12 protein-coding genes are annotated in these 21,597 nt (G+C 42.4%); all 12 read left to right on the top strand.

Annotation, left to right across the window (positions count from 1 at the left end):
- The first annotated feature begins 227 nt into the window (after nucleotides 1–227).
- A complete protein-coding gene (locus PHA78_RS11530; protein ID WP_238146144.1) occupies nucleotides 228–8,420 on the top strand; it encodes a SpaA isopeptide-forming pilin-related protein in 8,193 nt (2,730 codons plus the stop codon).
- 40 nt (nucleotides 8,421–8,460) lie between these two features.
- The gene (locus tag PHA78_RS11525; protein ID WP_161498224.1) at nucleotides 8,461–10,482 is read left to right on the top strand and encodes a SpaH/EbpB family LPXTG-anchored major pilin; all 2,022 of its coding nucleotides are present in this window, start codon (nucleotides 8,461–8,463) and stop codon (nucleotides 10,480–10,482) included.
- A 23-nt stretch (nucleotides 10,483–10,505) separates the two neighbouring features.
- Nucleotides 10,506–11,360 carry an MSCRAMM family protein gene (locus PHA78_RS11520; protein WP_099780040.1) on the top strand — a complete coding sequence of 285 codons (855 nt, stop codon included), beginning with the start codon at nucleotides 10,506–10,508 and terminating at the stop codon, nucleotides 11,358–11,360.
- Nucleotides 11,361–11,790: 430 nt separating this feature from the next.
- Nucleotides 11,791–12,702 carry a class C sortase gene (locus tag PHA78_RS11515; RefSeq protein ID WP_024377983.1) on the top strand — a complete coding sequence of 304 codons (912 nt, stop codon included), beginning with the start codon at nucleotides 11,791–11,793 and terminating at the stop codon, nucleotides 12,700–12,702.
- The gene (locus PHA78_RS11510; protein ID WP_099780039.1) at nucleotides 12,680–13,543 is read left to right on the top strand and encodes a class C sortase; all 864 of its coding nucleotides are present in this window, start codon (nucleotides 12,680–12,682) and stop codon (nucleotides 13,541–13,543) included. The genes PHA78_RS11515 and PHA78_RS11510 overlap by 23 nt, the downstream gene beginning before the upstream one ends.
- Entirely contained in the window at nucleotides 13,540–14,403 is an 864-nt protein-coding gene (locus PHA78_RS11505) for a class C sortase (RefSeq protein WP_162841100.1), read from the top strand. The genes PHA78_RS11510 and PHA78_RS11505 overlap by 4 nt, the downstream gene beginning before the upstream one ends.
- 602 nt (nucleotides 14,404–15,005) lie before the next feature.
- Nucleotides 15,006–15,452, top strand: coding sequence for a LytTR family DNA-binding domain-containing protein (locus tag PHA78_RS11500; protein ID WP_029175499.1), 447 nt, complete (start codon nucleotides 15,006–15,008; stop codon nucleotides 15,450–15,452).
- 4 nt (nucleotides 15,453–15,456) lie between these two features.
- A complete protein-coding gene (locus PHA78_RS11495; protein ID WP_099780037.1) occupies nucleotides 15,457–16,122 on the top strand; it encodes a hypothetical protein in 666 nt (221 codons plus the stop codon).
- Nucleotides 16,123–16,208: 86 nt separating this feature from the next.
- Entirely contained in the window at nucleotides 16,209–17,486 is a 1,278-nt protein-coding gene (locus PHA78_RS11490) for an MFS transporter (protein WP_272158209.1), read from the top strand.
- 177 nt (nucleotides 17,487–17,663) lie between these two features.
- Entirely contained in the window at nucleotides 17,664–19,118 is a 1,455-nt protein-coding gene (gltX, locus tag PHA78_RS11485) for a glutamate--tRNA ligase (RefSeq protein ID WP_099779839.1), read from the top strand.
- 138 nt (nucleotides 19,119–19,256) lie between these two features.
- Nucleotides 19,257–20,633: an amino acid permease gene (locus PHA78_RS11480; RefSeq protein ID WP_272158208.1), complete on the top strand. Its 1,377-nt coding sequence runs from the start codon at nucleotides 19,257–19,259 to the stop codon at nucleotides 20,631–20,633.
- A 12-nt stretch (nucleotides 20,634–20,645) separates the two neighbouring features.
- Nucleotides 20,646–21,593: a homocysteine S-methyltransferase gene (gene mmuM, locus PHA78_RS11475; protein ID WP_272158207.1), complete on the top strand. Its 948-nt coding sequence runs from the start codon at nucleotides 20,646–20,648 to the stop codon at nucleotides 21,591–21,593.
- Nucleotides 21,594–21,597: the final 4 nt, after the last annotated feature.

Below are 21,597 nucleotides of genomic sequence, written 5' to 3'. Positions count from 1 at the left end.
TTTAAGACACACTAGAACTTACTTTGGGAATTTAGCACTGAAATTTTTCATGCGTATGACGTGTACTTCCAGAAATTTTGCTTGAACTTTCTAAATAGGTATGTTATACTGGTAAACTGGATAAGGAAATTACCTCTTCTTAAATATTTAAGGAAATTACCTCTCCTTAAATATTTAAGGGGGGGGTAATTTTTTTCTATTTTTACGAGGAGAGAGAGAGAAAAAAGTTGAAATCGTGGGTAAAAGTAGTAAGCAAGTTTCTACTTGCTTTGTTAGTCATAGACTCTATAACGACAACAGCTATCGCCTTATCAGAAACGACTTCGGAAGAAGCAATGATACGCGATACATACTTAAAATCTTATCAAGAGGATACCACTAAGTTATCGCTCACCATTGATAAGGAACAAACGAATTCCGAACAATTAGCTGTTAAACTTAAAGTTGCGGAAGGAGTAATAGATGAGCAAGGATTAACCTTGATTCTGCAAAGCGGTCTGGCTTTGGGTCAAAATGACCAAGGGCAGGACATACTTCCTGAAGGTTTCTACCGAGATGAGACTTATAATGAAGATGACAGAAAAGCTACTACAGAAACTGAAGAAACGGACGATTCCCTTGCGAAAGGATTAGAACAGTTGCCTGTTTATGGTGAAGGGTACTATTCTTTAAGAATCAAACCGAATGCCAATCGCTCTGTTGCTTTAATTACAGACCCAAGTGACAGTAGTAAGCGATTTGAGGAGCATATCTTTGTTTTCAAAAAGGTTTCCGAGGTTCAGACTGGGGAAATGGTCGCAGTGACCAATGAGCACTATCTGACAATCCTTAAAGAAAATCAATCTGTATTTACCAACCAAGAGACAACGGAAATTAATGCATCAACTGAGATTCCTAGAGGTCCCGGTAGTATTACCATTCAACTGAGAGCATACGAAGAGAATAATCCAGACCCTCAGGTGCCCTTGACCGAAAGTGAGTTTGAGATCTCATTGGTAGACCATCCAGAGCAAACGATGAAAGGGACGACGGACTTAAACGGAAATGTGACCTTTGAAAATATCGCACTGGGGTCTTACACGATAAAGCAACTCACTTCCAATTCAGATTATACAATCGCTGAACAGATTGAAACGGTGGAACTGACAGAGGCAGAAACAACCAAGACAGTTGGTGTTACCAATACTGAAAAGAATGCATCGGAACGACAGAATGTTGGTATTAGCCGTTCTTCTCGGAGCAGGAGAGCTGTCACAGAAGCAACTTCTAATTCGACCACAACAACTGTTACAAACCCAGATGGAACAACAACTACTTATACACGTGAAGAGTCTATCTTCAAGTACATCTTCAAGCCAATCACAATTTCAACCCCAGGTTTCTATCAGAGTTATGCACAAGATGGTGTCTTGAAGAAAAAGGAAGTAGTGGTTGACTCAGCTACTAATACCACAAAAATCATCTGGGAGTATACGACTACGGTAGGGGGCGCTAATAGCAATATCACCTCTATTAGAAATGCCTTCTCCACCACAATGGACTCAGGTCTAGGAGAACCACGAATTACCTCAGTCAAAAAAAATGGCACTCCGATAACAACCAATACGACCTACTATGGTAGCTCAGATAACTTCAAGTCTGCAACAGATAACTTACCAGTTGAAAATGGAACATACGTCTATACGATTGAAACTCCTGTAGTGATTCCAAGTGATAACTATAGTTTGGATTATCGCTCAGAAGTAACGGTTGACGCACCAAAGGGAAGTAAACTGACCTATAATGATACCTCTGTTACCTTAAGTCAAGCTGAAACGCGTACCTTATCAACAGCAGATACCATCACACTTCCAGCTGGAAATGACGGAGGTCCTTTAGGAGACTTAAAAGTTGATACGGTCAATACTTCAAATGTCAATCGTACGATTGGGAAGTATAGTGATGGCAATGACAAGGTCATCGAATGGACAAGCTCACGGTTGAATGATACGTCAGAAGCTCAAACCTTCACATTTGATGTCGCTTTAGACAATTCACAGGCGGTTCATGAGAACAAGGTTTATATCTATACACCGACTGCTACAGGTAGCTACATAGAAAGTTCTGCAACTGTTGTAACACCGACAAATAATCAAATTACAGTTACGGATGTTCCGCCAGGTGCTATTGCTCTAGTCAAGACGATAACGAATGTCACAAACGAGAAAGCTAACCATACTATTTCAGGAGCACAACTAGAAGCCCTGAAAGGTGATATTACCATACAGAAAAACTGGGAGACTGGTAGTGATAAGGTCGATGTGACCTTTACGGCAAATGGTGGAAGTTTAACCAATCGCACGGCAACAATTAGCGCAAATACGAAACAAGTTACGATTGCTAATGTTGACAAGTTTTCTGGTACAGGAAGCACAGCGACTAAAAAGAGGATATACTATGAAATAACCGAAGCTGTCCCATCAGGCTACATTCTTTCTAGCAGACAGACAGACTGGGACACTCTTACCTATCTCTTTACAAATAAAAAAGACAATACAACGACACCGATATTTCCAACGGGTACTTGTGGAAACTATGGAGTAACCAGTATAGACCCTGTCAGTATCAATTACGTTATGTATCAGTCAGGTTCTACTATTTGGGGCGGTTTTGATGGTTCGATGAGAGTGAACTTGAAAATACCTGCTTTTGCGCGTGCAGGGGACTCATTTACGTTAGAACTGCCACCAGAGTTAAAGTTGAGTCATGTTGCCAATCCTAATAATGTATGGACCACTGTATCTGCAAATGGTAAGATGATAGCTAATGTATATCATGAAAAAGATAACTTACTTCGTTTTGTATTGACAGCAGATGCTTATTCTGTACAGGATTATTATGGTTGGTTTGAGATTGGTGCACCAACCAGTAATGTGATAAAAATTAACAACAGAGCAACGAACGAACTCTATAAAACAGGGGTCATCCCAAATCTTCCAGAGTGGTACACTACGGCTACTCGTAATCAGACATATGTTAGTAAGCAGCTGAATTTCAAATCCACTTACAATGGAAGTGGGATGAATTGCGAAAAAACGGTACAGACAAATGGGACTTTAGATGCTACAAACACTGATGGTAGTGAAGGAGGACTGTCTAGGTTTGGAGGAATGAATAAATACCAATATAGCCAGACTGCCGATACGTTTACTTGGGAACTGGTCTATAATGCAGTTGGCGCAAATATAGGTAGCGCTAGCGGGGATAGTCGAAAGTTTTGGGATTTTTTACATCCAGGTTTAGAACTATATCCTAATGGGAACGTATCAAGTAGTATTCCTCAGTCTATCGAAATCTATATTGCAGATGGTACCAAGGCTATGTCCTATTCCAAGGATAGTTTGGTGAAGTTAGGTTATAAAGGGACTTCACAAAATGGAAATGTCCATCATTATGGTTTACCAGACAATAGTATAGGTATATCGGTAAAGGTTTATAGCGAAAGAAATTCCAATGCTGCATTTGATAATTTTACTAGTACTCACACAATTGAATTTTACCATGATGGGAATACGGCCAATAAGGCAATTGTAGTTCGACTGACGGAGAGGAAAAAGTACCAAACGAACGGACTGTACTATAATGGTATGAGTGTTAAGTATAGAAATCCAGTTCTGGGCAACGGAAGAACAAGAAATATTTATCGTCGTGAAGGAGATACAGCCTCGCGAGGTGGTGCTTATCCTGTAGATTGGTATAGCCTGAAATTGAAAAAAGTTACGAATGAAAATGGTCAAAAACGTCCACTAGCAGGTGCAGTTTTAACACTGTATAGAGGGACTGAGCCGTATCGAACTGCAGTTTCTGATGATGATGGGAATATTCAGTTTTCAGAGATAGCTGCCGGTACTTACACCTTTAGAGAAACGCAAGCGCCATCTGGCTATATCTTAGACCCGACAGAGCACAAGATTGTCATCACCAATAGTCAAAACATTACCATTGATGGCAAACAATACGATGTCAATAGTCCAACAGAAGTTGTCAATACCAAGCCAACTACACTCCAAATCAATAAGTTTGAGCTTGGTGAAAGCCAGCCACTAAAAGGTGCGGTCTTCAGACTTAAGAGCAAAAATGGTGGAAACTATGACATCACCATCGGAAATACCCTTCCAGCGAGTCAGTTTATATTTGCCAACCTCACAAAAGGGACTTATACCTTGACGGAAACAAAAGCTCCAGCAGGTTATAAAGCTATTTCTCCGATTGACATTGAAGTCTATGAAGAGAATGGAGAGCTGAAAATACGTAAGTTAACAGATACTGGCAATACTCAGACAGGAGCCATCGAAGTTGTCAACGGTAACTTTAGCATCAATGTTGTGGATGAGGACTTCAGTACCGAGTTTACCAAGGTAAACGAGCAAGGTCAGCCACTCGCTGATGCAGTGTTTGAACTTCGTCAGATGACCCAAACAGGCTACAAACGAGTGTTGACAGGGTTGACCTCAAATGCACAAGGAAAACTCCGAGTAGACCACCTGCAAGGTGGGACAACCTATGAACTCTGGGAAACCAGCGCACCATCAGGTTATAGGAAGCTAACCACAGCTGCCGCTCGATTCACCGTTTCTGACACAGGTGCGATTACCTTTGCATCAGGAGGCAGTCAAATCACTAACCGCCCTCCAACTTATAAGGTGAAAGTGCAGAAAGTAGATGCACTGACTGGACAAAAAGTAACTGTGCAGACCCGCATCGGTATCACTGATAGCCAAGGGCATGTCATTGAGGGACAAATTTCAAACTTTACCAATGGAGAAGTAAGTTTCCCTAAAAACTTTGCCCCAGGAACATACTACATCAAAGAAGAAACAACTCCGTCTGGTTATATCGGCTTATCAGGTTTGGTACCATTTACCATTCGGGCAGATGGTGTAGTGGAAGTATCTAGTGATTATCTTGAAGGTATTGACGTGACGACGAGCTCACCAGATACGATTACGATAAAAGTAAAGAACTATCCACTCGGAAAATTCAAAGTTAGCAAGCGTGTCAAAGGGATTAGTGATATGACCAATCTTATCACTGGGCAAATGACCTTTACGTTGACCAAGAATGATGATCCAAACGTCACCATCGTCAAACAGCAAGTTGCTAACCAAGACTTTGTCTTTGACAACCTTCAACCTGGGGTCTATACTCTGACAGAAACCCAAGCCCCATCTGGCTACATCAAATCGACAGAAACGTACACGATTCATGTTGATAGAGATGGCAGTGTGCGCTTCTATCCTAATTCAGACACTAGTAGTCACCTTGCGACTGGTTTACGTGTCATCAAGTCAGCTGAAATTGCAGCAGCCGCAACCCATGGTTCTAGCACAGAAGATAAGGCGCTAGACGGTACTTTGACAACTGGAGCCTTGTACCAACTTCCAAGTTCAACCTTGAATGAGGGTCAATGGTGGGGAGTAGATTTAGGTTCGGTTCAACGCGTGACGCAAATCCTCTTTGCGCAAGGTAAAAATGCCACAGACGGTAGTGACCGTGACAAGATGGATAGCTATACCCTTGAGTATTCATCAGATGGCATCACCTACCAATCACTCGGTGATTTCACAACGCTTGACCTTACTCAATCGGTAGATATCTATGCACGATACATTCGTGTACGAAATCTACAGACAGGAACAGGTAGATGGTTGGGAATCAGAGACCTGCAGGTAAGTGTTCGAGATGCTACCCAAACGATTGACGCAGGTGGAAGTAATGATACAGCCAATATTATTAAAATTGGGAACATCGAGAATCCAGAGTTCAAAATTGAGAAAGTAGATAGCAATAACACCCAAATCTCAAAACCTGTCATCTTTAAGCTCTACAAAGTTGACGATAGTACAACAGCAGATACTGTATCAAGTGTTACTCTTAATGACAGCAATCTTGTGCAAACCTTGACCTTTACAGGTCAAAGTAGCATGACTAGGTTAACTGCGACAGCTCTGGGCAAATATGTTCTTGTGGAAGCGCAGGCACCAGAAGGCTATGATGGCTTGACTGCCCCAGTCTTGCTGGAATTGGAGGAAACCACACGAGCCTATGACGTGACCCAACAAAAAGCTGTGACACGTTTTAGAGTTTTAAGTCAAACGAATTCGGTCAGCGTAACAGATTTACCAGCTGTTAGCGGAGTTCTTGCGAATGCTATTAGCATTAAAGTAAAAAATACGCAAAAAAGCTATAACTTTAAAGTCATCAAGAAAGACTTGACGACAAATGCTGGACTGGATGCCCGTTTTGAACTTTATCGTGAAAATGGTAGTCGTGTCGATGCCGGAAATACGACGTCGTCTGGTGAGAACCTTGTCTTCCGTAATCTCAATCCTGGTGTTTATGTCCTCAAAGAGGTACGGACACCAAGCAATTACAATGGAATTACGGATATTAAGGTACAGATTGCTGCCAATGGAACTCTAACCGTTCTTGAAGGACCAGCAGAACTCTTGACGACCAGCAATGCAGATGAAAATCGAGAAATCCGCCTGACTGTAAAAAACGTTCCATTCCTTGAGATGAGCGTTCAAAAACTGAAAAAGGCGACAGGTATCAGTCTGGCAGGCGTTCGATTGAAAATAACTGCACTGGATCAAACACCTGCTCCAAACTTTAAAGATGTGACATGGCATCAAAATCATTATAGTGGTGTTGCTAACTCGACTGCTAAGACAGTAGAATGGACGACACGAGCTGATGTAGATGCAGTCTTCTTGCTTCCACAGGGGCGCTATAGATTGGAAGAAATGAGTGCTCCAGGTGGTTACAAACAGTTAGAAGCATTTACATTTACTGTTAATGCTTCCAATCAGATTGTACTTGGGGTGGATGCCCCTGCAAACCTAGTGGGGACTACAACCAAGGATAACCGTTTGTCTATCGTCCTTAAAAATGAGTTTGAGAAGAAAATCAAGGTTAAGAAAATAGACAAGACCAAACAAACGCTTCTCGCAGGAGCCAAGTTCAAGCTCTTTGCTTCTGACCAAACAACCCAGATAGGGGATGAAAAGACAACAAATAGCCAAGGTATTCTTGAATTTACTGTTACAGATGCAGGAACCTACTATCTCCAAGAAAGCCAATCACCAACAGGTTATGTTACCAACGGTAAAAAGTACAAGCTGGTGGTTGCAGAAGATGGTAGCGTAACGACAGATAATGGAGATGACAACTTTGCTATCGGTGACATTGATGCGACGGATCGCTCAACAACGATTACCGTTAAAAATGAACGTCGTAGCATCAAAGTGAAGAAACGGGACTACCATAATCCAGCGACTGGATTGAACGCTCGATTTGAACTCTTTACAGAGGATAATCGACCTGTAGTCATTGATGGTGTCGGTATGAAAGGCACTACCAGCAATGCTGATAACAGTATTACCTTCTCAAACTTGCCAGTCGGCATCTATATCTTGAAAGAGACAGTCGTTCCGACCGGTGGTTATAGACCAGTCTCAGAATTACAAGATATTAAGTTTGAAATTCAAGCAAATGGTACCTTGAGACTGATTACCGCAGATACCAATATGGTCAGCGTTGACGCTTCTCAAGGCAATACCATCGAACTCACCATAAAAAACTTTAAACAATTTACCTTTAAACTCCAAAAAACCGACAGCGGTGATGAAAATCATCTACTGGATGGCGCACGGTTTACCATCTATCGAGATGCAGATAATAATGGTGTGGAGGAAGAAGTGGTAGCGAGTGGTGTCACCACAAACGGTGTCTTTGAAACCCCGCTCAGCTTTGGTTACTACATTTTACAAGAGACCACTGCTCCGACAGGTTATCAAGTAAACACCAAAAAATATCGCTTCCAGATAAACCATGATGGCACGACCTTCCTGCATAATGGAGACGACACGGTGACGCTAGCGGAAAGAGCAGATGGGAACAATATTGTACTCTTCACCATGAAGAATACCAAACAAACCAGCTATTTCAAACTCGCTAAACGTGATTACAGAGATAGCACTCAACGCTTGGAAGCCACCTTCGAGTTGAAGGAAGCAAACAAGGCAGACGCTATCCCGATTGTCAAGCAAACGGCGACGACAGGAGATGACGTCAGCTTTGAGAATTTGGATTTAGGAAAAACCTATATCCTCAAAGAAACCATAGCCCCAGACGGCTATCAACTCATTCAAAAAGAATACCGTATCGATGTCGGAACAGACGGAGCCATCACCATCCACGATGGAGGCGACCTTGTCAGTCTGGACGGTACGGATACACACCTGATTATCGTGAAAAACCTCCGCAAAGGAGAATATCCGCAAGCAGGTGGAATGGGTGCAATCCCATATATTGCATTAGGGGGGGTGATGATGTTAGTAGCTTTAGCCGTTGAGCGACGTCGCAAAAACAGTCTATAACCCCTAATGGAAACACAACTAAAAAAATAGGAGAATGTTCATGAAAAAACTAACGAAATTATTTTCCCTCTTGACCGTCTTAGTGACAATCCTAGGTCCATTGGGAAATATTCGCCATCTGGTACATGCTGATGATGCACAACCGCAGCAAACGAAAGTTTTTGTTCATAAAATTTTATTGAATAAGGAACAGTTCGCTGATTTTGATCACGAAGCCAAAAAAGATGGCTACAATGGTAATCGGATTGGCACAATTACTGATTATTTTGGTAGTAGTGCTAAAGATATAGGCGGAGTAACCTTTAAAGTCTATAAACAAGTTGCAGATACTGAAAATGGAGAAGGTGTAGTAACTGGTAATAGCTTACTTGGCTTGGAGGATTCTGCACCAAATTCAGATACAAAAAAATATAAGTTACATACAGACTCAAATAAAGCTAGTATTACTACCGTAGAAAACACAGGTGCAGAAGTTGTCCTTGAAAACGGCATCTACATCTTTGTAGAAGACAAAGAACACTCACCATATTATAATAAACAAGAAGGTGATACCAAGGGTAGTGAATTGACCGAAGCAAAAGCTGTTCCGTTTAAATTAGAGTTACCAGTAACGAAACCAGATGGAACAGGCTATTTTGATAATGACCGCAACCCCCTCCATGTCTATCCAAAAAACACAGAAGATAAACCGACAGTGACCAAGAAATTCGCAGACACTGAAGAGATGCTAAAAAATGTTGAAATTGGTGAAGAGATTCCATACAAAATTACGACAGAAATTCCAAAAGGTTCTTCTTATAAGACGATTGTCTGGGAAGATTTGATGGTCGCAGGATTGGACTTTGTGACAAACTCTTTGACAATTACTTCTGAACAATTAGGAGAAGATAAAAAACTTGAAGTAAATAATCATTATACTTTAACTCAAGATAAACGTGGTTTCTTATTGAAATTGAACGAAGCTGGGTTAGCAGCTATTGAAGAGGTTGCAAAAACGCAAGCTATAACAATTACATTAAATTATAAAGCGACATTAAATGATTCTGCAATAGTTGATGCAGAAATCCCTAACCAAGTGACCTTCCATTATGGTAACCGCCCACGTACCTTCACTGAGACAGAACCAAAACCAGTTACACCGAAAGAAGAGGATGGCAAGTTTAAGGTTAAAGTGAAAAAAGTATGGGGAGATAATACAAATAATAAACAATCAATATTTGATATCTATGAAAAAGAGACCGGTGTAAAAGTTGGACAAATTACTATCCAAGCAGGTCAAACAGAAGGGGAGATTACAGAAGGAATTAAGAAAGGTGTACAGTATATTGCTGTAGAACAACCTGTTGAGGGCTATATTCCAACCTACAAAGCTGAACCTAATACTGAGGGAACTATCAACGTAACCAACAATAAAAACCCTAACCCAAATCCACTTGAACCAGACGAGCCAAATGTGATTACGCACGGTAAACGTTTTGTGAAAACAGATGATGCCACTGATGTGAATACTACTAAAAAACTGACTGGGGCAGAATTTGTGGTGAAAAACGGTGCTGGTCGCTTCCTAGCTTTGAAAGGAGCGGATGCACAAGAACGGGAAATTGAGGCTTATAAGACAGCAGAAAAAAATTATGTCGATGCTGTTAAAAATAAGCAAGTAGCTGAACTTGAAAACTTGAAAAGACTTCGTAACGCTGCATACGAAGCCATGAACATGCAATGGGAATGGGTTCAAGAAGAGAATAAAGCCTTTAAGTTCATCTCGTCAGAAGATGGTAAGTTTGAGGTGAAAGGACTTGCGGCAGGTAGCTACAGCCTTGTCGAAACCAAGGCACCAGATGGCTATGCACTGTCAACCACACCAATTACTTTTGAAGTTAAACAAGGAAGTTGGACAACTGCTAGTGACACACCAATTTCAGAACATCAACGCGTTGTCAACAAGAAAGTAACCATCCCACAAACGGGTGGTATCGGTACACTTGTCTTCACCGTTGTCGGTTTGAGTGCGATGGTATTCGCCTTCATCGCAATGAAAAAACGCCAATCTGAAGAAGCATAATATCATTTGAAAAGGAGGGACAGATGAGAAGACTTAGACAGCTAGTCTGTTGTTTTATAGCAGTTATATGTGTATGTTCACTGCCCTCACTTTCACTCCAAGCACAAGACTCCTTTGATGTTCAGGTTCATATTCCTCTTCCAGACGGAATAGATGCCAGTCAAGTGTCAACCGGCTTGGAGGCTTGGTATATTGCTGCAGAAGAGCCAGCCTCTTCTGGACAGTTGGCAGATACTTTATATGAAAAAAGTCGGTCAGAATTAACACAGCACTATGGTGAGCCAATTTCCTCACAGGCTCTCACTTCAGATGGTCAAGCCAGCTTTCAGGGCTTGGCTAAGGGATGGTATTACGTTCGACAAGTAGGGACTCCTACAAAACTCGAAGTCATTCCATTCGTCATGAAGGTAGATGGAAGTGTGTTGAAGATTGAGGCAAAAGTCAGAAGACCAAGCAAGGAAACCGGCAGTAAAACCTTTCTGAAGGTCTCAACAAGCACCGCTCCCTTATCAGGGGCAGAGTTTGTAGTCCTTGAGGAAGTGAATGGAGAACTGAAGGAAGTGAATATCGACGGCAATTCTTATCATGTCACTTCAGGCTCAGATGGTCGTTTTCAAGTAGGTCCTCTTCCTTATGGTCGTTATTACCTAAAGGAGGTGCAGGCGCCTACAGGGTATCTTCTGTCTCACGATACGATACCGTTTGAGATTAGCTCGGATTCCCATGTTTCTGAGATTGTAAAAATCAAGAACAAGCCCATCACACCGCCCGGTATTGAGATTCCATATACGGGGAATGCGGTGGTCATAGCGGTTTTATCGCTAGGCATTATCCTCTTCTTGCTGGGCTATCGTTTGGTTACTTATACGAAACGATAGTGCCTGACAGACTAAGAATAAAGAAAAAATCTCATTGTCAGGTTGAATCTGTGGCAATGGGATTTTTTCGGTTTAAAGGAGAGGCCTTGCCCATACTATGCGAGGTGGTTTGTGGTATAATATAGGGTGAGAAACAGTCTTATATCGTCATTTAGTTTTTCTTTTATTACTTCGTTGACTCGCTTTGTCTAACTCCAGTTATGCCTGCGGCTCGTTATCTAGTACTAAAAGTGAACTAAAGGACTATACTCCTCGAAAATCAACAGTATCCGTTGTCAAGAACTTATCAACAAGTCTTTGTCTTCGGTTTGGGTTTTCGTTGAGTATAGACTGAAAAAACTCTAGAAGATTCAACGTGTGTTCACAAAGTTGAAGGAAAGACGATGCAAGATGCTTGCAGTGGCATCATAACAAAAAATGTAGAAAAGCCATGAAAAAAAATAAGAATCAAATACAAAAAAAGTCAGATAAAGTGACAAAGAAAAAAAAGAAGAGTAACCTCCCATTTTATCTAGTATTTTTAATCGGACTGGGGATTTTACTCTATCCACATATTTCCAATTTTTATTATCGGTACGAGGCTGATCAACTAACGACTTCTTTCGACCAAGAAAAACAAAACTTAACGACCAAAGAGGTTCAAGAACGGATGGATTTGGCTCGAGCTTTTAATGAAAGCTTGAATAATGTGGTCTCTGAAGACCCCTATACCAAATCACGTCATGAAGCTGGACGGGCGGAGTATGCACGAATGTTGGAATTGCATGAGAAAATGGGATATGTTGAAATTCCAAAAATTGATGTAAAAATACCTATTTATGCAGGAACCTCTGAAACCGTGTTACAAAAAGGTGTCGGTCACCTAGAAGGAACTTCTTTACCGGTTGGGGGAAGTGATACGCATACAGTCTTAACTGCTCATACAGGTTTGCCGAAAGCTCGCCTATTTACGGACTTAACCAAGGTAAAAATCGGCGATACTTTCTATATTCACAATATTGCAGAAACGTTAGCTTATAAAGTAGACCAAATATTGGTTGTTGAGCCAACTCAGTTTGACGAACTTTTGATAAAACCTGGGCAGGATTATGCGACGTTATTAACTTGTACACCTTATATGGTAAATACACACCGTTTATTGGTTCGTGGTCATCGTATTCCTTACGTTGCGGAAGACCATCTTAAAGCAGCTGAAAATGCAGAGAAGCGTATTCTTATCCGTTATCTTCTGTATGCTTTGGGAATGTTGGTGATTATTTTGTTGATTATCTTATTTACAAGAAGACGGAAAAAGAAAAAGCAGGTAGAGAAGTTTGAGAATGATAAAACGCTCACAACATAAAACGAAAAAGGGGAAATCCAAACAATCCATACTCCTGAAACTCCTATTTCTCTTTGGTTTAATAGTGACACTGTATCCTTGGATTTCACAGTTTTACTATCGCTATGATTCTGATCGTGAAATTCAGTCGTTTTATGAACAAGCCAAACAGTTACCGAGTGAGGAAGTTTTAAAAAGATTGGAACATGCTAGGGCCTATAACCAGACATTGGACCCTCGCAAGCTGCAAGATCCCTACACAGAGGAAGAAAAAGCTGGAGTTGCAGAATATGCACGCATGCTTGAGGTTAAGGAAAAAATTGGTTTTGTGGAAATTCCAAAAATCAATGAGCGGATTCCCATTTATGCTGGGACAACTGAATATGTATTACAAAAAGGGGCCGGACACTTAGAGGGGTCGTCATTGCCGGTTGGTGGTGAAAGTACTCACACTGTCATAACAGCCCATCGTGGTTTGCCCAATGCTTCCCTGTTTACCAATCTCGATCGTCTCAAAGTCGGGGATCAGTTTTACATTCATAACATAGCAGAAACACTAGCTTATGAGGTGGATCAAATCTTAGTTGTTGAGCCGAGTGACTTCGATCCTGTCTTGGTACAGGCTGGAAAAGACTATGCTACTTTATTGACCTGTACACCGTATATGATCAACAGCCATCGTTTGTTGGTACGTGGCCACCGTGTTCCTTACGAGCCTGAAGTTGCCAAAGAGGAAAAACCAGTATTCTTTTTGGATATGCTAACGCTATCCTACTTAATAGCTTTACTGATTATACTAGTGATTGTTGCTATCCTCTATCTTCGCAGTAGGAAGAAGAATCGGAAGGTAAAAGTGAAATGATGAAAAAAATTGGCTACATTCTCATGCTGATTGGCTTATTACTGCCGTTAGTCTTATTGACGAATATGTCCTTGCATGAGTTTCAAACCTATCGACACTATCAGTCCTACCAAAGTCGTTCAACATCATTCTCAGCAGAGCAAAAAGCGGCAATTGATACTTATGAAGAACAAATCAATAGCGGAGATATCCCAACAATTGACCCTTTTGCAGAAAAGAATAGTTCGGATAGTCATTCTGTTGTTGTTCCTAATTTGGAAGACGGTGTGATTGGTTATCTAAGCATTCCAAGTATTGAAATTCGCCAGCCAATTTATATCGGAGCGACTAGCCAGCATTTAAATGATGGGGTGGCTTCTATTATTGGAACAGATTTACCTATTGGTGGTATGGGGCACCGAAGTGTCATTGCAGGTCATCGTAGTTGGTATACAGATCTTCGTTTTTTCCGTTTAACGGAGCTAAAAGAAGGAGATAAGATTTTTATTGAAATCGGTGGGACAACACTGACATATTTGGTCAAAAATACAGAAGTGATAAAGGCGACCGATTGGCAAAAATTATTGCCTGTTGAAAATCAAGATATGTTAACGCTGTTGACGTGTGATCCGTTAGTTCCTCCTTTTGACTATCGCTTGTTGGTTAACGCCTATCGTCAGCCGGATGTAGCTGAGGAAGATGCTCAATCAAAACAGACAAGTCAAGAAGAAATGAAGCAGTACCAACAACACTCATTCAGCTTCGTCTTTTGTATAACGATATTTGGCTGGCTCTTATTATGCTATATTCTTTATCGTTTTGTCACCTTATTGACTAATACTCTTCGAAAATCAAAATCAGATGTCGTTGACTTGATTTGATGAGTGGGAGTGGGAAAGAAGCCCAGGACCACTACTCAGAGTTCGTGGCAACATCTCAGCGCAGTGGTTGATTGGGTTTAACAGTCCAGTGGACTGTTAAAGGTTGGAGATAGGATTTGCGAAGCAAATCTCAGCAATTCGTGTTTTGCACTTCAAATCTGGCCATTACGACTGATGCGAACAGAGTTCGCTTCATCTCCAACCTCAAACTGTCTCCCAGACAGTTTGAGCTGTGCGGGGGTGGGAAGACGAACTCTTTTTATCTTGGTCGAGTTCTTTCCCACTCCCAGCCTGTTACCTTGAAACAAAATAGTAACAGGGTTCTATCTGCTGAGTAGAAACGAACTACGTTCGCTCTATCTCCAAGCTCCAAAGGTTCCCCAAACCTTTGGAGCTAGTCTGTTTTTGATTTTCATTGAGTATAAAAAGTAATCTGTTAGAGGTGAACTGTCTCTGAAAAGATGGAGAAATAGATACTTGAATTCTAGCGACTTTTAATGATGAATGTTTACCACTTACCTGTCTAATTTTACCACTTACTGAAATGCCCTTGTAATTGTGGTTGGAATTGGTATAATAGAGCTATCAAAAAGGAGGGAGCTATGAAAGTTAGGATTGAATTTGATGACAGCTTAGATCAGGTTGAAGTTGTTATCCGAACCAGTCAGCTGGGACCAGAGATTGAACAGATTCAGCGGGCTCTGCAACAAGTTAGCCGTCCCTCGCTTGTCTTTTACAAGGGGAGTAGTGAGTATTTTCTTTCATTGGGTGACATACTTTTCTTTGAAACGGATGGGACCAAAATTTATGCCCATACAGCCGACGATGCCTATGAGGTCAAGATGAAGCTCTATGAGCTGGAAGAATACTTGCCAATCTACTTTTGTCGGGTTTCCAAGTCAACCATTGCAAATAGCAAGGCCGTTTATTCGCTGGACAAATCCTTTTCAGGAACTAGTCGGATTTCCTTCTATCAGACCCACAAGGAAGTCCACGTGTCGCGGCATTATTATCATTTATTAAAAGAAAAGTTACGAGAAGTGAGGTAGAAAGATGAAAAAATATGGTTTAGGGATTGCCCTGCTGGTCTTGGCAGGATTGGTCTTGTTTCAAGACTACTTGCCGGCTATTGAGCTCCCTCTTTGGAAATTGGCACTGGTAGTCGGTTGGAGTTATCTTCTCCTAAAAGCAATAATTAGAAGACAGTTAGTTACAAGCTTTGTGTGGGGAACTTTGGTCTTTATTATTTTGAACAACCACTTTGACTGGGTGGACATTGATACCTGGACAGTAATTCTAGGATCGATACTAGCTTGTGCAGGGTTGAAGTTATTGATAAAACCTAGGCGGAGCAAGAATATGGTCGATACAAAAAGTTTTGTCACAGGGGTGATTGGCGACAAGGGACGGGAAACGGCTTTTGGCTCTTCAACTCGCTATATTCATGACGATAATTTTCTCCATGATAGTGTGGAAGTAGCCTTCGGCTCTAGTACAGTTTACTTTGATCAGGCGATTATTCTGGGAGATAAGGCTGAATTTCATATCGATGCGGCCTTCTCATCGGTTGATCTTTATCTGCCGGCAAATTGGCAGGCGGTCGTGGAGCTAGATAGTTCCATGTCTGCTGTCAATAACTATGCAACTGGTATGGGAGAAAAGATGCTACATATCACAGGAGATATGGCCTTCTCCACTTTGAATATCTATTACACCTAGAGTGAACAGAGAGCAGTCTATTCAGGCTCCTCTGTAGAATAAAAAGTCGGAATATTCTGGAAATTGGTCAAAAGAAAGGGATTATCATGAGAAAGATTTTGAAAAATGCTACTTACCTATGGGTACTGACTGCGGATATGTTGTCCAATTTTGGCGATGTGGTCTATTATCTGGCCTTGATGAACTATGTTTTGCTGGTGCCCAACAGCCGTCTGGCTCTGGCGATTGTGACCTTCTCGGAAATCTTCCCTAGCTTTATGGGACTCTTTACAGGCTATCTGGCAGACAAGACGGTCAACAAAATCGGTACCATTAAGTTGACCCTGCTCTTTCGTGTTCTTCTCTACCTCATCCTCGGCTTCTGCATGGGCTTTGAGCCAGCCCTTTGGATTGTCGTGGTGGCCGCAAGCTTCAATGTCTTTGCAGACTTCGCTGGCTTCTATGAAAACGGCCTCTATACACCTCTGGGATTACGCGTAGCACCCAAGGAAGAGCGGGAGCAGTACTCGGCCTTTCGCCAGACCGTGACCAGCCTCCTCAACATCGCCTTTCAGGCCCTCTCTGCCCTCTTGGTCGGCCTCCTCTCCTACCAAAACCTGGCCTTTCTCAACGCTGGCACCTTTTTAGCCTCCCTCCTCATCATGCAGCTACTGACGCCAGTCTTTCGCAAACTCCTGACGGAGCAGCCTTTGAAAATAGCAGAGCAGCCGAGCCAGACTGAGCAAAAAACCAAGGGACCGGGCATTCTAGCTTCTTTCAAGCAAGCCATCGTGGAGCTGCGCAAGATACCCGAGTTCCGCCTGGTCTTGATTACCAACCCTCTTATCAACGCCTGCGGAGCTATTCTCTATCCTATTTTGGTGCTCTTGATTAGCGAAGACCCAGGCCTCGTCTTCCTTAATGTTGAAACAACCCTTGCCCTGACCATCCTGATCTTCTTTGTTGGCAATATCTTGGGATCGACCTTGGTCTTTAGCCTCTTCAAAAAGACCAGCATGGTGACGCTTGAAGTGGCAGCCACTTTCTCTCTTCTTGGCGTGTTTGTCGGAATGTTGCTACATCAACTGCCAATTATTTTCTTCCTTACTACAATGGGGATTAGTTCGGGAGCTAGTGGACCTAAGTTTAACGCTAAGTTTGTCAATTCTATGCCAGAGGAGCAGTTAGCAACTATCGGCGGAGCGGTATCAACCTATTTTATGCTAGGCCAAGCCTTTACTCGACTATTGGTTTCAGGTTTGGTCTTGGTATTGGCTGTCGATCAGATTAGCGGACTTTTCCTAACGGCAACTGGCATCTTGGTCCTATACGTCCTCTACTGGCTGGCACGCAACCAAAAAACACCTCAAAATCAGCCCAACTAGGCTGATTTTTATGTTATCTTAGGTCTATCTATGCTATAATGTTCTTGATTGCTACTCTTCGAAAATCAAATTCAGGCGTCGTTGACTTGACTTGATGAACTTCAGTTCTATCTGCTTCTACGTCGCCTAGTCTGAATTCGATTTTCATTGAGTATGAAAATTTTACAGGAGAGAAACATGACTAAACCAATTCGCGTGCGTTACGCACCAAGTCCAACAGGACTTTTGCATATCGGAAATGCTCGTACAGCATTGTTTAACTATCTTTTTGCCCGTCATCATGGCGGTACTTTCCTTATTCGCATCGAGGACACAGACCGCAAACGCCACGTAGAAGACGGCGAGCGTTCTCAGCTGGAAAACCTGCGTTGGTTGGGCATTGATTGGGATGAAAGTCCAGAAACCCATGAGCAATACCGCCAGTCTGAGCGTTTGGACATTTACCAGAAGTATGTTGATCAGCTCTTGGCTTCAGGCAAGGCCTACAAGTCTTACGTGACAGAAGAAGAGTTGGCGGCGGAGCGTGAGCGTCAGGAAGCTGCGGGCGAAACACCTCGCTACATCAACGAATACCTGGGCATGTCTGAAGATGAAAAAGCAGCCTACATCTCAGAGCGTGAGGCGGCTGGCATTGTTCCAACTGTTCGCTTGGTTGTTAACGAAGCTGGTATCTACAAGTGGAATGACATGGTTAAGGGCGAAATCGAGTTCGAAGGTGGGAACATCGGTGGTGACTGGGTTATCCAGAAACGTGACGGTTACCCAACCTACAACTTTGCCGTGGTCATTGATGATCATTTGATGAAAATCTCGCACGTTATCCGTGGGGACGACCACATTGCCAATACACCCAAGCAGCTCATGGTCTATGAAGCACTTGGTTGGGAAGCGCCAGAATTTGGTCACATGACCTTGATTATCAACTCTGAAACTGGTAAAAAGTTGTCTAAACGTGATACTAACACCCTTCAGTTCATAGAAGATTACCGTCGTAAAGGTTACATGCCTGAGGCTGTTTTCAACTTTATCGGTCTTTTGGGTTGGAACCCGGGTGGTGAAGAGGAAATCTTCTCCCGTGAGCAATTTATCCAACTCTTTGATGAAAATAGACTCAGCAAGTCACCAGCTGCCTTTGACCAGAAGAAAATGGACTGGATGAGCAATGAGTACATCAAAAATGCTGATTTGGAGACCATTTTTACCCTTGCCAAACCATTCTTGGAAGAAGCGGGTCGCTTGACAGACAAGGCAGAGAAATTGGTGGAACTTTACAAGCCACAGATGTCATCTGCGGATGAAATCGTTGGTTTGACAGACCTTTTCTTCTCTGATTTCCCAGAATTGACGGATGAGGAAAAAGAAGTCATGGCAGGTGAGACTGTTCCGACAGTCCTCAATGCCCTCAAGGAAAAATTGGAAGCCATGACGGACGAAGATTTCCAACCAGATAATATCTTCCCGCAAATCAAGGCTGTTCAAAAAGAAACAGGCATCAAGGGCAAAAACCTCTTCATGCCAATCCGTATCGCCGTTTCAGGCGAAATGCACGGACCAGAGTTGCCAAACACCATTTACCTGCTCGGCCGTGAAAAATCTATCCAGCATATTGAGAATATGTTGAAGAGTTTGTAAGATAAATAATCCCCGTTGTCCTGTGACGGCGGGGATTTTGTTATAACTTATTACTATAACACTCGCATTGAAAACGGTATAACGATTTTCTGAAAATCTGTGGTATCATAAATAAATCACTAGTATTTAGGAGAGTTTATGGAAAATCATAATTTTGAAGATCAGGGTACCTTTAACCGTGAAATGAACAGCCGTCATTTGCAGATGTTGTCTATCGGTGGGGTTATCGGGACAGGTTTGTTCTTGAGTTCAGGCTATACCATTGCACAGGCTGGGCCTTTTGGAGCTGTTGCAGCCTACCTATTTGGAGCTATCATGGTCTATCTGGTCATGTTCTCACTTGGTGAGCTTTCGGTAGCCATGCCAGTCACAGGTTCTTTTCACACCTATGCCACCAAGTTCATCAGTTCGGGTACTGGTTTTATGGTGGCCTGGATGTATTGGCTTTGTTGGGTAGTCGCTCTAGCTTCTCAGTTCGTCGGAGCAGCCCAGCTCATGCAACGCTGGTTTCCTAGTGTGCCAATTTGGGTTTTTGCGACGATTTTTGCAGTGATTGTCTTTGGCTTGAACACCTTATCAGTTGGCTGGTTTGCCAAGGCAGAAGATGCGCTCTCGTCTATCAAGGTCTATGCCATAGCAGCCTTTATCGTGCTTGGGACTTTAGCTATTTTTGGTATTTTGCCATTTGAGGGGACCAATGCTGCGCCGCTCTTTACTAATATTACAGCCCAAGGCTTACTTCCTAACGGCCTAGTTGGGTTGATTTCAGTTATGTTGTCGGTTAACTATGCCTTTTCAGGTGTGGAAATGATCGGAATTGCCGCTGGAGAAACAGACAATCCTAAGAAAGCCGTACCGCAGGCCATTAAATCGACAATCGGTCTCTTGGTCATTTTCTTTGTCTTGACCATCGTTGTTTTGGCAGCTCTACTTCCTATGTCAGAAGCAGGTGTGACAGAAGCGCCATTCGTACTTGTATTGGATAAAATCGGTTTTCCTTACGCTGCAGATATTATGAACTTTATCATCTTGACGGCTATTTTATCGGCCTCTACATCAGGGCTATACGCTTCAAGCCGTATGCTTTGGTCCTTGGCAAATGAAGGCATGATTAGCAAGGAATTGGTAAAAATTAATAAACACGGTGTTCCAATGCGGGGCATGATTTTATCCATGATTGGTGTTGTTATCGCTTTGATTGCATCAATTTATGCAGAAGATACAATCTTCCTGGCCCTGGTTTCTATCGCTGGTTTTGCGGTTGTCATCGCTTGGTTGGCAATCCCTTTGGCACAAATCGGTTTCCGTCGTGAATTTTTGAAAACTCATAGTGTAGATGAATTGGAATATAAGACACCATTTTCACCGACTTTGCCGTGGATTACGGTTATTTTGCTGGTTATTTCCATCATCGGGATTGGCTGGGATCCTTCTCAGCGTGCCGGTCTCTACTTTGGTGTTCCTTTCATGATTGGCTGCTATATTTATCACTATATCCGCTTTAAAAAGTGGTAGGAGGGTTCGAGTATGGGTCGTTTTAAAGAACTATTAGAACAAAAGGAATATATCATTTTGCACGGTGCTCTCGGAACAGAGTTGGAGTTTCGAGGGTATGATGTGTCAGGCAAGCTCTGGTCAGCTAAGTATCTTTTGGAGAATCCTCAGCTAATCAAGGATATTCACAAGGATTATATTCGTGCAGGTGCGGATTTGGTCACGACATCAACCTATCAGGCAACTTTTGAAGGTTTGGCGGAAGCTGGTTTGTCACAAGCAGAAGCAGAGGACCTCATTCGTTTGACCGTTGATTTGGCCAAGGAAGCGCGTGATGAGGTGTGGGCAGAATTGTCTGAAGCTGAAGAAGTACAACGAAGCTATCCTCTCATTTCAGGTGACGTGGGTCCCTACGCGGCTTATTTGGCCAACGGTGCTGAATATACAGGCGATTATGGCTCGATTAGTTTGACAGAACTTAAAGACTTTCACCGCCGTCGAATTGAACTCCTCTTAGAACAAGGGGCTGAGCTCTTGGCTTTGGAAACCATCCCAAATGTTCTTGAAGCACAGGCCTTGGTAGAGTTGCTGGCAGAGGATTTTCCAGAGGCTGAAGCTTATATCAGTTTCACCTCACAAGACGGTCAGTCGATTTCTGACGGAACGTCTATTGAAAAAATAGCAGAGCTGGTCAACAGCAGTGAGCAGATTTTGGCGGTTGGTCTTAACTGTACACCTCCCTCGCTCTATCCAGCTTTTCTCAGTCAGTTGAGAGAAAAAACGGATAAACCATTTGTGACCTATCCAAATTCTGGAGAAGTCTATGATGGAGCCACTCAAACTTGGAAGGAAAAAGCAGACGACAGCCATTCTCTTCTGGACAACACACTTGAATGGCACGAACTGGGTGCCAAGGTAGTTGGAGGTTGTTGCCGAACCCGACCGGCTGATATTGCAAGTCTAGTTGCTGGATTGAAATAAAAGT

It is taken from the genome of Streptococcus sp. HN38 (assembly GCF_028335765.1).
Taxonomy (GTDB): Bacteria; Bacillota; Bacilli; order Lactobacillales; family Streptococcaceae; genus Streptococcus; species Streptococcus suis_P.
This window is presented reverse-complemented; position numbering and strand designations above follow the sequence as displayed.